Source organism: Chryseobacterium limigenitum (assembly GCF_900114875.1).
In the GTDB taxonomy this organism is placed as follows: Bacteria; Bacteroidota; Bacteroidia; order Flavobacteriales; family Weeksellaceae; genus Chryseobacterium; species Chryseobacterium limigenitum.
Map to the genome: position 1 here is coordinate 1 of NZ_FPKW01000029.1, position 14,360 is coordinate 14,360.

Here is a 14,360-nt window from a genome sequence, read left to right on the forward strand (position 1 = left end):
AAAGAAAATAATAGATAACTTAGAATATTTAATGTTAGGTTTTCGTGAAAAAATATTTTCCCAGAAATTTAGATTTAAAGATGATTTAGGAAGTGATTACCTAGATTGGGAAGAAAGTAAATTAGAAAATATTTGCCAAAAACAATCTTCAAATATTTCAGCAAATAAGATAGAAGATAATTTTGGAAATTATATAATATATGGTGCTTCCGGGGTTTTAAAAAAAGTTGATTTTTATGAAGAAGAAAATGATTACATCAGCATTGTGAAAGATGGTGCAGGTGTTGGCAGATTATTTTTCTGTGAAGGTAAATCTTCTGTTTTGGGTACTATGGAAATCATTAAACCTAAACCTGATGTAAATGTACAGTTTTTATTTTATCAATTAAGTAATATTGATTTTACAAAATATGTAACTGGAAGTACAATTCCTCATATTTATTTCAAAGATTATAAAAATGAAAAAGTAAAAATACCTTCAATAAAAGAACAAACTAAAATAGCCGATTTTCTTTCTTCTATTGATGAAAAAATAGAAGTAGAAAAGAAAATTTTAGCTCAGTATGAAACTCAAAAGAAATATCTTTTGGCAAATCTTTTTGTTTAATCACCTTGGTAAGGCTACATTTTAGACGAACAAATTGGCTAGTAAATACTTTTTTTGTTGAATAAATAAATCGTAAATCTCACTTTCAGTCTTTAGTTTTTCATCAATTTTTGACAAGTAGTTAGCTATTTTGTTTTGAATTTCTAAAGGTGGTAAAACGACGGACATCGGTTCTATTTCAGAAATATAATGTCGTTTATGTTCGCTTGATGAAAAATTTAAAAAGGAAAAATATTCAAAAATATATTTTAAATTAACTCCTTCTTTTGCTGTCAAAATTTTAATTGCAGAAGATTTTACCTTAAATGAGAAATCTACATATTTCAAATCCATTGTGAAGTCGTCTAAAATAATACAGTTTCCTTTATCATAAATTCCAAAATTTTCATCAATATATCCCAAAATAAAAGCTTTATTTGCTGTCAATACAGGAATTAAAGTTTTGTCTGATGAATAATCTGTGCTTGTAACTATATATTTTGTTGGCTGTTCATAAGTTAAAATATCTTTAATCAGTAAAGGTTCATAATCATCTTTAATTATTTTAATAATCAATTTATTACGTGTTTGAATCTTTAGTGTTCTTAAAACCTCAATTATTTTCTTTTGTGATATAATACGTTCATCTATATGAGACAAAAAAGTTGCGATTTTTTCTTGTTCATTTATTTCTGGAAAAGAGAATTCTATTTTTGATAACTTTTCTTGATTAAGATTATCTTGTGCTGCACCTTGTGAAAGGTTCTGTATTTCTATTTTAAATTTATCAAAAAGATGCTTCACAAAAAGTACTAATGTTTTGTTTTCTTTTGGAATTAAACCAATCACACTATCTGGAAAACAAGCTTTTATCTTAAGAATAGCCGTTTCCGCAATATTTGCAGCGATAGTTATGCATAAAGTATTTTCGTTCCACAACTTACTTTGTTTTAATCCAGCATCCGAATAAGTTTGAGTAAATTCAGTAAGGTATAAATCTGCTTTTCGAATATCACCTGTTTGAATAAAAGGAAAATTACCACCATATAGAAACTCAGCATCTCTAGGACGATGCTTCGACTTCCCTCTTCCAATTTCTGCTACTTCTCCTAACTTCCTCTTTTCCCAATCTTCAGTAAATTCCGAGAACCTCAACTTAGGCACATTTCCCGAATTTGGAAAATTTCTGATACTTTTATTTTTTTCTGTCATCTTGATAATTTATTGTTACTGCTATAAAAATTAAGGATATTCTAAAGTCAAAAAAAATTTAACTTACTAATCCTAATTCTTTTAAATAAACTTCAATTTCACTATCGAGTTCGACACGTTTGGCTTCCAATTGTTTGATTTCCGCCATTACCGCTTGAATGTCAATTTCTTCTTCTTCCTCAAAAGTATCGACATAGCGAGGGATATTCAGGTTGTAATCATTGTCTGCAATCTCCTGCAAGGTAGCGAGATGAGAGAATTTATCTTCCGTTTTTCTTTCTTGGTACATATCAACAATTTTATTGATATGTTTTGGAAGTAGTATATTTTGATTTTTTTGTTTTTCAAATTCTTTGCTGGCATCTACGAACAAAACATCTTCATCTTGCTCTCGGCATTTTTTGAAAACCAATATACAAGTAGGAATGCTTGTACCAAAGAAAATATTGGCAGGTAAACCGATTACAGCATCCAGATAATTTTTCTCTTTAATAAGATATTTACGAATAACCAATTCTGCTGCACCACGGAACAAAACTCCGTGAGGCATTACAACTGCCATAATTCCGTTCTCATCCAAATGATGAATCATATGCTGGATAAAAGCAAAATCAGCTTTGGAAGCCGGAGCTAATTTTCCATATTGTGAGAAACGCTCATCTAACAATAAAAGTTCATTGCTACTCCAATTCGCAGAAAAGGGAGGATTGGCAACAATAGCATCAAACGTTTTATCAAGGTGTTGAGGTTTTTCAAGAGTATCTTCCTGCTTGATATCAAAATTACTGTAATTGACTCCGTGTAGAATCATATTCATCCGCGCTAAGTTGTAAGTGGTTCGGTTCATTTCCTGACCGTAGAAATCACTTACTTTTGCTTCACGGGCAACACGAAGGAGCAAAGAACCACTTCCGCAAGTCGGATCATAAACGGATTTTAACTGAGATTTTCGACTCGTTACTATTCTTGCTAAAATGGTAGAAACCTGCTGAGGCGTGTAGAATTCCCCTGCTTTCTTACCTGCACCACTGGCAAATTGTGAAATGAGATATTCATAAGCGTCGCCTAGAACATCGGCATTGGTATCAGAAAGATTGAAATCTATATCATCCAGATGATACAACACTTTGGAAATCAACGTATTTTTCTCATCTTCTGTTTTTCCTAATTTGGAAGACGTCAAATCCAAATCTTCAAAAAGATTGTCAAAATCGTCTTCACTATCAGTACCTAAAGTGGACTGCTCAATATTAGTAAGAATCTTTGAAAGTTCTGCAAGGATAAAATTTGATTTACCTTCCTCTTTTTGATGACCTTTTTTAGCAATATTACTGAAAAGTTCTGATGGTTTTAAGAAATATCCTAAATCTTCAACAACCTCTTCATAAATTGCCTGAACGATTTCTTTTCCTTCTTCAGTATTTTCATCAACGTCATTATAGTCGATGTCTTCTCCGGAATCTAATAAAATTTTATTGGCTGTAAAATGAATCTTTTCGGACAGATATTTATAGAAAATAAATCCTAAAATATAATCCCGAAATTCGTCGGCGTCCATTTTCCCTCTTAAAGTATTGGCTATATTCCAAAGTTGCTGTTGCAACTGACGTCTTTGTTCTTCTGACATTTAGTATCATTAATGTTAATCCTCAAAGATAAAAAATGTTAGATGCATACAATGCTAAAATAGCTAAAAATAATAAAATTGATATTGAAAAATAATTGTCATAATGCATATTATAGTCCATAAAATGTCGCAAAATAACCTCTGTCATTAACTAGGACTTGGGAAATTCAGAAGAAATTTAATTTTTGATTTTTATTTGTTTAGGAGTGGGCTTCAGCTCCCCCGCAAAATCCAGCATAACAACCTGACTTCCTTTAAACGGATTATAGGAAGGCTGATAATCAATATAGCCTAAATAATGAAGATTCTTCAGGCATTTGTGGTAGGTGGCTTTTGAGTGGATTTTACTGATTCGCATTACTTCATCCCGTGAAATACTGACCGGATTTCGGAAACGGTTGAAATTCCAGAATTGGAATAATGCTAAGTACAGGCTGATGTGTGTGGGATTAAGTGTATTATCCTGAGCCACCTTTTCATAAAAGCCTGTAAGATGTTTTATGTAATTCATTTTGTTAATAATAAATTATCCTTTGCCATTTAACATTTTCTCGATGTCTTTGTAATTGTAATATAATGTGCCGCCGACACGAGTGTAAGATAAGGTTCCACTGACACGGAGGTTCTGTAATGTTCCGGTAGAAATTTTCAGAAGCTCTTTGACCTCTGATGAACGCAGCCATAATTTCTGCTCCGAAATTTTGATATTAAAAAGATTTTTAATGTCTTCAAGCAATTCGGTTTTGAACTCCTGAAGGTCTTCTTTGGTAACAAGGTTTACTCTCATAGTTTCTTCATTTTTGTTTTTGATAAAATTTCTTTTGCAAAATTGGAACATCAAAACTGTTAAAACAATAGTGTTGAAGGGAGTTGGATTGAATAAGAACAATCTGGAATAATTTGGAAATAGGTGGAGATTAAAAAAGAATAAATAAGAATGATTTGGAATCTTTAAACTAATTTTAAGAAAAATAAAAAACAAGTTCCGCAGTTTTTTTCCCTTTTTGCAAAAAAGGCAAGAGAGTCTTTGTATATAAAACTTGAAAAGTTTGTATATACAAAGACACATCTTGCCATTAAAATCAACGAATGTTATTTCAGAGCTCTAAAACAGAAAAATAGAATCATAATTAATTGAAAATCAATATCTATTTTTTGTAAATCTGTTTTGGGAAATGACAAATGATGAAAATAACACCTAGCCACTTTTTACGCAGGTTGACCTTGTGTTATTTTACACACCTCAGCCAAGAACCTGTGTCTAATTTACGCAGGTCAATCGAATACCTCTATCTCTTTTACTCAGGTTGCTATTGTACAGGAAAATACCAACCTATATCTCTTTTACACAAGTCAGCTAAGAACCTGTATCTTTTTTACGCAGGTCGATTGAGTACCTGTATCTATTTTACACATCTATGAATTTTTAAAAGGTTTGCTGTTGTTGTGAAAACTTTGTTGGAATGTGGGAAACTCCGAGGGAAAAGCTGGGATGAGTTTTCCATATTTCAATAAATGCACTGGTTTTTTCATATTGCAAGATTTACTTTGGGACATCCAAAAGAGTAACACTGCATTTATATAGAAATCAATTCTCATCGATTTCCTTCATTCTATTCTTTATAAAATCTATAGGTCTTATTCCGTTAATTTCGAAAAAATGGGTTGAGAATAATTGTCGGCTAGACATTCCACATTCCTGAGCCAGGTTTTCAACTTTGTACTTCAGATATAGGTCATTTTCCAAAAGAAGAGCGGTAATGTATTTGATTCGTAACACCTTTAGATACTGCGTGAAAGAAACATTCAGATGTTCATTCAGTACATAAGATAGTTGGGAATGTGTTCTTCCAAACATTTTTGCAACCATTGGCAAGGTCAAGTTTTTGTCAAGAAATCGCCTGTCTTCTTCAAACTTTTTAAGTTTTTCTTTAATATCTCCAATGATTTCGGGACTGTGTGTTTTTTTCTTTTCAGAAGTTTTTTTGTTTGCAATTAGAAAATAATAATACTTCCTGAACTTTTTCAATAGTTTAATAAATTTTCCAGGAAATTTATTTTCTCTATTACGCAGTCTGATTACTAAAAAAAATAGAAGAAAAATCACAACTGGCGTAGCAATTAGAAAGTAAAAATCATTATGCAGTTTATTCTCCCATAATTGTTTTTCTTCTAGTAATCTTTCCGTATCATATTCTTCGTGGATTTTTGAAGACAACATTGCAAAATCAACATTCAAGGTTGAATTCGTTAGTAAAAACTGGTCACTATAATACAGTCGCTTACCCAAACTACCGTTCTCTGTTGCATCCGTAATGAGGTACTTATAACTTGACCGGATCTCGGGAGTAGTAAATTGAACCTTGTTAATCATAGAGTCCACTTTATTCAGATAAACCAGTGATTCTGCTCTGTTTCCTTTGAGCCAATACAGTTTCCCTAAGTAAAAATAAACAGCGGTTAATGAGTTATAATCCTGATTATTGACCAAAATATCGCGTGAAAGTTCCAAATGTTTAAGTGCTTCATCGGTGTTCCCTTTTCTTAAAAGTTGTACACCTTTCCCTTTTTGAAAGTAACCATATTCAAGTAAATGCTCATTGATGTTTTTCAATTTTTGTAACCCGATGCTAATCAATGAATCTTCCTTGTTGTATAAACGAAGATTTTCATAACAAGTACTCAGGCGGTAAATGCTATTAAAATAACCCGCCTCGTTATTCAACCTGATGTTTGGGTGAAGGTTTTCTTTCATATGTTCCTCAAAATACTTCGTCGTATTTCTAAAGTGAACTGCTGCTGCTTCGTAGTAGCCCAGATAACTTTTTACCATACCGAGATGATAGTCTATTTTATTTTTCAGATAATCGTTACTTGAATCCCGGGAAAATTGATAAGCCTTAAGGTATTGCTCCAAAGCATATTTATATTGTCTCTTGTTATAATAGTATATAATGCCTTTTCCGAGGTGTGCCCTTGAAATGATATCACGGTCACTTGATTTGAATGCCATCACTATAGCACTGTCCGCATAAGACAATTTGCGGTCTATGTCTTCGGTGTAGTAAATGGCATCTTCATAACCTATAATCTGCTTTTTCCAATTATTTTCTTTTTTTGCTTTTTCTATATACTTATTCACAAAAACCATTGCCCTTGAATCGTTTTCAGGATAGTTTTCATACAAGTCTGAAATCGTCTTGTATGATAAGCTTTGTAATTCCTGGGCATTAAGAAAAAAGAAGAACAAAATAAAAATCAGTAATGAAATCTTTAGATGATAATGCATAACATTATGATATATTCAAATTTACCGGAAAAATCTATTACAAAATGTACTTGAACAAGCTTGGAGTTCGGTTCTATTCCCACTAGCTTTATAAATAATTAATTCTCAAGTAGTTAAAAATTAATATAGTGGGAAAGATGTATATTTCATTACGTAGAAAACATATTTCTTTCCCGCTATTGTTTTTCTAAACCTCACAGTCAGTGTAATTTAGATGTAAGAATTCCAAGTAAATCAATCAGCAAATCATTTTAAATAAATCATAAAATATTATGAAAAAAGTCAAAACAAGAGTCGTAGAATTCATCAGCTATTTCTTTATACTGTTGTTTTGTTATGCCAGCATCAGTAAAATAATGGATTTTGAAAACTTTCAGATTCAGATTTCAGAATCACCTTTATTAAGTGTATACGCCGGATTCATACCTTTTGCAATCGTTGTTCTGGAATTGATCATTGCTGGATTATTGTGTTATCGGAAGACCAGAAATGTAGGAATGATAGGAAGTTTTATTTTGATGCTGATTTTCACTGGATACATTTTTTACATAATTCAAACCTCTGAAAATCTACCTTGTTCCTGCGGAGGAATTTTGGAAAAAATGAGTTGGCATCAGCATCTGTATTTTAACATTGGATGTGTCGTTCTTTCTGTTATCGCTTTAGGTTTAAATCTAAGATACAGCAGGCCTGCTAGATAAGAATGTTACCGTAGTTGCTCACGGATAAAAATGATTGGAATTTGATATTAAAGTTTAACCTTAGAATTAGACGGTCGAAAGCTGTCTAACAATCCGAAACTCTAAAATGAATTTATTAACAACAATTTGTTTGAGAATATGTAGAATAGGATATTTTGGTACGACAAGATTCGTTAATCTATGGGTATAGCTAATTATTTTACCTTCTCAATCGTACTTCTCAGGCAGATTCTAAAAGTTTTTATGGTAATCTTTTTTGATGTATAAAAAGACCAATAAAATGAAATTCAACCAATTTTTGAAAATCAATGCAGTAGCTATTGCTGCCATTATGTTTACAGGTGCTACGATGTCTTTTAAAATCATAGAAAAAAAGGCAGCCGACCAACAGTTCTATTACAATAGTACAGACACTTCTGCAGGTGCATTCTCTCAAGAGTCTAACTGGGCAGTAGGAGCTGGTTCATCATGTCTGACCACAGGAAATAAACCTTGTACAATCACAGTTCCGGAAGGGCAGGATTTGGTTGATGTGATCGGAGGAATGACTAACTCTCAAGTTCTTGCTATTCATCCGAGTGAGAGAAGACAATAATAGTCTTTTCAATAAGGATTTAAAAGTAGGGTTGGCAAATTATTGCCAACCCTACTATTTTTTATCTTGGATTTTGTGGCATTCCTGTAAGTATAATAATATCTTCGGGAATAGCGACGGCGTATCTCAGATCATTGGGTGACAAAGTGTATGTTTGCCCATTAACAGTTCTGGTAAGCGTAATATTCGCACCGCCACGATTGTACCTTTTTAGGTCAGACCATCTTAGTCCTCGAATCAAGAGTTCTTTTCTTCTTTCTTTTAAAATAATATTCAAAGCCTCTGCTTGTGAATTGGCAGTCATAGGGATATAAGTTCCTGTTTTCCATCTTTTGACAAGCAGGTTATTGAGATAACTCATACCTTCCTGAATCTTATTCAGTCTTACATTACATTCTGCAGCCATAAGGTAAAGCTCATCGTTTGCCACACTTATGATCGGCCCATTGACATTGTTGTAATAGCCTTTGAATAGAATTTCATTAACCGTATTTTTTCTAAAAAATATTGTTTTTCGCAAATCATTGTTGTCATACATCTGGTAAATGTGATCGGGAATCTTTGCCGGAATCAGATGAGATTCATATCCCATAGCTGTCCACAAAAGAACTTCCTTATTCATTTCCTCGATGGGATAATCAGCATTGGGATTCAGGGCATTAAAATCCATCAAGTCATTATTGATGTTTAATGCTTGTTCTGTATTCTTAAGGGCATTGTCATAATCTCCCATAAATAAATAGGTACGGGCTAACAAGCCATAGGCTGCCGCTCTCGATATCCTCATTCCGGAAATCTGTTTCGGTAAAAGTAAAGGAATTGCAGTCTGCAGGTCACTGATGATCTGATCATAGGTCTGCTTTACTGTTGAACGTACTGACGGAATATTCATATCAGGGTCTAATCTTAATGGAAGTCCCAAGTCTGTTCCGGCGGTTTGAGGATCATAAGCCTTACACCAGATCTGAGCAGCGTCAAGATATCGGAAAGCACGTAATGCCAACGCCTGTCCTCTGATATTATCTGCTTGTTCCCCTGTGAAGTTCTTATCCTGCATATTGAACAATACGGCATTACATACATAGATGCTCCTATAGCAGGTAGACCAATCGTTCCCAGAGGAAATGGGAGGAGCTACATTGTCCGGCATCCATATGTGAAGACGCTTGGTCGCCTCGAAGCTCAAACCATTGTAATCTGCATCTGTAAGATAGTGATCATCCGAACTCGTTTCTCCGCTTGAAGCAAAATCCACATTAAGGAAACCATAATTGTTGAGAAGCATCTGGTTGTCCTCCAATCTATCGGGAGTCGCCAGCTTCAGGTCAGACTTTTCGTCTAAAAAATCACTGCATCCATACGAGGTCAGAATTAATGATAATGATATCCATAGTATTTTAATTTTTCTCATTTCTATCCATTTTAAAATTTAGCTTTTAATCCTAATGTAAAGGTCATAGGAGGTTTTAAGGTGTTGTTTCCCAAATTGAAATCGGGGTCGATTCCGCTTTTGCTCTCTTGCCAGAGTAAGCCGAGGTTGCTGACGTTGGCATACAGTTGTAAACTTTTAATTGGCAGATCACGCCATTGCCTTTTACCGATCTCATATCCAAGATTGATGTACTGCAGACGGATATGGTCGCCTTTTTCAATAAGTGCAGCCGAACCTGCGTAGAATGCATCCCTATTGGAATTCGTCTGATATTGATTAGAAGGCACATTGGTAAAGACTTCATCACCTGGTTTCTGCCATCTTTGCTCGTAATCGCTGTGACCGTTCCATTCCCTGAATAAGCTGGTGTAGTTAATGGATGGTCTTCTGAAATAATAACCCATCTTGTAGGTAATCCCTACATCAAGGCTTAATTGTTTGTAAGCAAAGGTATTCGTGAAGGAACCATAAACAGTAGGTATTGCAGAACCAAAATACTGCAGATCTTTAACATCGGCTCCCATTATCTTGGCGTAATCTTTACTGATCTCTCCATTAAAATAACCTCTTGGATCACCTGTCTGTGGATCGAGTCCTGCCCATTGGTAGCCAAACATTGAATATACAGGCAAGCCTTCAATTCCAGATATGGGAACAGAGGCAAGCACGAAGTTCCTTGCTATGTTACTGCTCGGATAATATTTCGTCACTTTATCTTTGTAAGTACTGAAATTAAGAGTGGTAAGCCATCTGAAAGATTTATTGATATTGATGGTCTTTAGTTCCACATCAACGCCTTTTCCTTCAATTCCTGCAACATTCCACACAAGACTGCTCAATCCGATGGTGTAATCCAGTGGAACTTGCCCGAAAAGGTTTTCTCCTTTTTTCTGGAAATACTCCACAGAACCTGAGATCCTGTTATTTTTGGTTGCAAAATCTAATCCTGCATTGATCATTCTGACTGTTTCCCACCGAAGCTGGGGATTGTAGTAATTGTCAAATCTTGCCATCTGCTCTTGTGTGTATGTTGAAACACCGAGTAATGCCATAGTCGTTACAGCAACCATTGCAGGATTGATATTCCCATTGAAACCGTATGAACCTCTTAGCTTCAAATTTGGAAGCCAGTTTACAGTATAAAACTTCTCATTGGCTACATTCCACGAAATACCTGTTGACCAGAAGGGATTCCATTGGTCATTGGTCTTCAACCCAAACAAGTTGCTGGCATCACGACGGGCACTTCCCGAGATGGTATAACGGTTATCAAATGTATAGGCTGCATTGGCATAGACCGATACAAAACGATTGGTGGATTCCCTCAAAGAGTTCATATTGTCGATAAACGCTGTACCTCCTGCAACAATTGGGAATCTCTTGCTTAGGTCTACCATTCCAAACGAAAGGTTGTTGGGGTCATAGCCATAATATCTGTTATTGCCCGACTGTGAATTTGCATCTCTTACCTCGCTTCCCAAAATAGCTGAAATCTGATGTTTGCCAAATCCTCTGTTAAAGTTGAGCTGTCCTCGGAAATTATTGATCAGCAATTGCGAGTTGGTCTTATCCATTATCGCTCCTTTGGGAACATTGTAGGTAAGACTACCATTACTGTTTATGACCGTGAACCTATTCACATAATCCCTTACAAAGTAACTTCCCTCATCATACAGGGTATTGGAAAGCCCTGTGGTTCTCTGATACTGATATTTTATATCAACATCCAATCCTTTCAATATCTTGTAGTTTAATCCTGCATTGAGAATAATCTCTGAGCTTTTGCTTTTAGCGGAATTATGCTGCCAATCGGTAAGCGGATAATAATTCCAGTCCAATAATTTTCCATTGCCTAATGCTGATTTATATCCGTGCTCATAGGATTTTGAAACTGCCAATGCATTTCCGTATTGATCTGCCATTTCCATATAAGGGACGGAATTGGTTTTCATAATAATACTTCCATAAGCACTTCGACCGCTTTGGGTTCCGGAATGGGTAAAGAAGATTCCTGTGTTCAATGTCAGATTCTTCAACGGTTGCCAGGTATTCTGGAAGCGTAGGTTCACACGTTCATATTTTTCTCCAAGATTTCCGGTATTGTCATCATATCCCAAAGATGAAGTCCACGAAAACTGGGGAGATCCGCCTGCCATACTTAGTGAATACTGCCTGTTCTCCAAAGGCTGGTACATATACTTTTTATACTGGTCTCGGGAATCAATGGTCTTTAGACGTTCTATTTCATTTCGTACATATTCGGATGAAAGCAGTCCTTTCTTTTCTTTATTCAAAAGGTCAACCACGGGAGATAATACGGGGTGGCTGGTAGAATTGATATCGGTATTGTAGAAATTCTTCTTGAATAGTTCCTGTTCAACATCAATAAAGTCTGCACTAGAAATCGTTTTCAGATAATTGAAATCAGGCTTCGGACTGGTCATTAAGTAGGTATTAAAATTGACCGTCACGGGCTGGTTGTACTTTGCCGTTTTGGTAGTGATGACAATCACACCATTGGCTGCCCTTGCTCCCCAGATACTCGATGCGGCGGCATCTTTGAGAACAGTAATGCTTTCAACAATGTTGGGGTCAATATTGCTGATGTCACCATCGTAAGGAAAGTTATCTACCACAATCAGAGGTGATTTAGATCCTTGAATGGTGCTTATTCCTCTGACCATAATTTGTGACCCTCCTTGGGATGTTCCTTTATTGATAACAATTCCATTGGCTGTAGCAGCTAAACGGTCAAGGATATTAGTGGACACCTGTGTGTTCAGGGCTGAATTACTTACTGAAGAGAAAGAACCTGTGGAACGTTCTTTAGGGATTTTCTGATAACCTGTCGTGAGTACTACCTCATCAATTTGGGCTATCTTTTCGGATAGATTAATTTTTAACGGTTCTTTCAAAGGAAGTTCCAAAACAATCACCTGTTCTTCATAACCTTTACCAAGGATAACAAGATTGATTTTTTTGTCATTGGTACTAAGACTGAAGTTTCCATATCTGTCTGTCGTGGTCACTGTCTTTGAATTCTGTATGGCAATGGTTGCACCTCTTACAGGCAAGCGGGTTGTTTCGTCGATAACGCTTCCTGTAAACATCTGCTGTGCCATAATGGGCACACAATAGCATATGACGGGAAGCACTAATAATTTCTTCATAGTCTGATATAGTTTTGCGTTAATGTAAATTCAATAATTTTTCGAACGTTGGGAATGTTTAATTCCGCTGGTCTTTGATGACCATCATCAAAACCTGACGTTCTTCTGGTATCAGGTCAAGGTCGTATTTCTGAAGATCTTCTTTTAAGGTGGCAATATCTGTGACTCCTGAAACCTCCAGATCTACATTGCCTGTGTATCTTGTCTCATCAATAAAAAGTTCCTTGATATTAATTTCACCATTCAGCATATTGACCATATTTTTAAGAGGTACATTTCTCAGAATGGATGGGGTTCGTGGAAATGTAGAACGCTTTTCACCTCCTTTGGTCGCCAGTTTGTCTTTCATGGTTGTTCTTATTAACACTAAACATTTTACAGGTCTTTTCTCAAGGGTTACCGTATAGCCGGAATAACGATTGAGATCTTCCAGCATATAATTGTATAGAGAATCAGATTTCTGTTCCGGGATGATGAATTCGTAGTTATAGAGGTTTGCTCCATCATTTGACCCATCATTTTTTTCTACAGGCATTAGTTGTTCAGGTTGATTGACCTCAATGATCATTCTTTTTTCAGTGAAGGATGTTTTATCTTGTTGTCTGAAAAGTTCAAATCCTATGGCATAATACATATCCCATAAGGGAAGATTGGTAAACTGTCTGCCGTGAATTTTTCCGGATGTTGTTTTACGATAGGTTCCTCCTGCACCAATGTCAGGGATCTGTCCTTTGGCAAAGAATGAATAATTGAGCAATTGGACATTTCTCTGACGTTCGTAGTCTTCAGAAAGCATTAGTGGTCTTTCCCTGTTCATTTGAATGATGGTCTGCAAAGATGATTTGTCTCCGCTTAGAATTTCATTGATGGTCTGTTCGGTAAGCTGTCCTGCATCGGTGGAATTCAATAATTTTCCGTCCTTAATCCATATGATAAACGGAACACCTGCGTGTGGAAAAAGGTCGTGAAACTTTTTGTCTTCATAGGTGGACATCATACTTTTATATTTCTTTCCATTCGAAGAAGTGAAGAATTTTTCCAAAGCGGCTTTATCCTGACTGCTTACAGGAAGTATTTTTACTTTGTTCCCGAACTTTCGTTGCAAAGCTTCAATTTTAGGGAGACTCATCAGACAGGCACTGCACCACGTACTCCAGAAATCGATTAGGATTAATTTGTTCTTATCATCTGAAAGATTAATTGTTTTCTGAGGATGGTTGACCGTCTTTAAAGGTGTTGACCAAAAACTTTCGGGAAGAGAATCTCCGATTTTAAGAGATCTGGTCTGGGCAAGAGACGTGGTGGTTGCCACCAGTGTAAAAGTAAGGGACAAAAGCCCCCTGCAAAAGATATTTTTCATATTTTTGAATAGGTTTTTAATGATTATTAAGGACTGATTATGCTCTTTCCTATGGTCTACAAACTGAGGAAAGGGCTTTTCTTTTTTCTAAGGGTTACTGTAAATTATCTGTGTCTTATTATCTGTTTTTAGTTGTTGTTGGAAATGATATGTTTAAGAGGAGGCTTCCTTGTTAGAGGAAAATCTCCTTCTCAAACAATCATAAAAAATTAATATGAATAAAAATTAACGTCTCGCAAAAGCTGTAAAGCCGCAATGAGTTTACACCCATTGTAAAGTGTCATTTCTAAATGAGTAAACATTTTTTTGAAATATAAATACAGTCCTTAAAGTCTGAATCACGTAGACGATGACCATTTTTAACTTCAGTGTTAAATTCCCTTCGTGC

The 14,360-nt window shown here is 35.3% G+C and carries 11 protein-coding genes; 3 read left to right on the forward strand and 8 right to left on the reverse strand.

Going from position 1 to position 14,360, the window contains the following annotated elements; genetic code table 11:
* Window positions 1-607, forward strand: a 607-nt coding sequence (locus BT156_RS20290) for a restriction endonuclease subunit S (RefSeq protein ID WP_170857349.1), incomplete at its 5' end; no start/stop codon positions are given.
* A 21-nt stretch (window positions 608-628) separates the two neighbouring features.
* Here the strand turns inward: BT156_RS20290 and BT156_RS21805 are convergent.
* The 5 genes from BT156_RS21805 to BT156_RS20320 all read right to left on the reverse strand — a co-directional run bounded on the left by BT156_RS21805 (window position 629) and on the right by BT156_RS20320 (window position 6,714).
* Entirely contained in the window at window positions 629-1,798 is a 1,170-nt protein-coding gene (locus tag BT156_RS21805) for a restriction endonuclease subunit S (RefSeq protein ID WP_083582422.1), read from the reverse strand.
* Window positions 1,799-1,856: 58 nt separating this feature from the next.
* On the reverse strand, window positions 1,857-3,425 hold the full coding sequence (locus BT156_RS20305; RefSeq protein ID WP_072412754.1) for a type I restriction-modification system subunit M: 1,569 nt from the start codon (window positions 3,423-3,425) through the stop codon (window positions 1,857-1,859).
* A gap of 178 nt (window positions 3,426-3,603) precedes the next feature.
* A complete protein-coding gene (locus BT156_RS20310) occupies window positions 3,604-3,936 on the reverse strand; it encodes a hypothetical protein (protein WP_228430215.1) in 333 nt (110 codons plus the stop codon).
* Window positions 3,937-3,951: 15 nt separating this feature from the next.
* The gene (locus tag BT156_RS20315; RefSeq protein ID WP_034706501.1) at window positions 3,952-4,212 is read right to left on the reverse strand and encodes a helix-turn-helix domain-containing protein; all 261 of its coding nucleotides are present in this window, start codon (window positions 4,210-4,212) and stop codon (window positions 3,952-3,954) included.
* An 801-nt stretch (window positions 4,213-5,013) separates the two neighbouring features.
* Window positions 5,014-6,714, reverse strand: a complete 1,701-nt coding sequence (locus BT156_RS20320) for an AraC family transcriptional regulator (protein ID WP_072412755.1) — start codon at window positions 6,712-6,714, stop codon at window positions 5,014-5,016.
* 272 nt (window positions 6,715-6,986) lie between these two features.
* Between BT156_RS20320 and BT156_RS20325 the strand changes: the two genes are divergently transcribed.
* Together BT156_RS20325 and BT156_RS20330 are read left to right on the forward strand one after the other, a co-directional pair.
* The gene (locus tag BT156_RS20325; protein ID WP_139255537.1) at window positions 6,987-7,415 is read left to right on the forward strand and encodes a MauE/DoxX family redox-associated membrane protein; all 429 of its coding nucleotides are present in this window, start codon (window positions 6,987-6,989) and stop codon (window positions 7,413-7,415) included.
* A gap of 280 nt (window positions 7,416-7,695) precedes the next feature.
* Complete coding sequence (locus tag BT156_RS20330) at window positions 7,696-8,010, forward strand: hypothetical protein (RefSeq protein ID WP_034706449.1); 315 nt, start codon at window positions 7,696-7,698, stop codon at window positions 8,008-8,010.
* A gap of 61 nt (window positions 8,011-8,071) precedes the next feature.
* Here the strand turns inward: BT156_RS20330 and BT156_RS20335 are convergent, their stop codons facing one another.
* Genes BT156_RS20335 through BT156_RS20345 form a run of 3 tightly spaced genes read right to left on the reverse strand, consistent with a single transcriptional unit; the run spans window position 8,072 to window position 13,972 of the window.
* Window positions 8,072-9,421, reverse strand: a complete 1,350-nt coding sequence (locus BT156_RS20335; RefSeq protein ID WP_072412758.1) for a RagB/SusD family nutrient uptake outer membrane protein — start codon at window positions 9,419-9,421, stop codon at window positions 8,072-8,074.
* 11 nt (window positions 9,422-9,432) lie between these two features.
* On the reverse strand, window positions 9,433-12,612 hold the full coding sequence (locus tag BT156_RS20340) for a SusC/RagA family TonB-linked outer membrane protein (protein WP_072412759.1): 3,180 nt from the start codon (window positions 12,610-12,612) through the stop codon (window positions 9,433-9,435).
* A 58-nt stretch (window positions 12,613-12,670) separates the two neighbouring features.
* Window positions 12,671-13,972, reverse strand: a complete 1,302-nt coding sequence (locus BT156_RS20345) for a TlpA family protein disulfide reductase (protein ID WP_083582423.1) — start codon at window positions 13,970-13,972, stop codon at window positions 12,671-12,673.
* Window positions 13,973-14,360 lie beyond the last annotated feature (388 nt).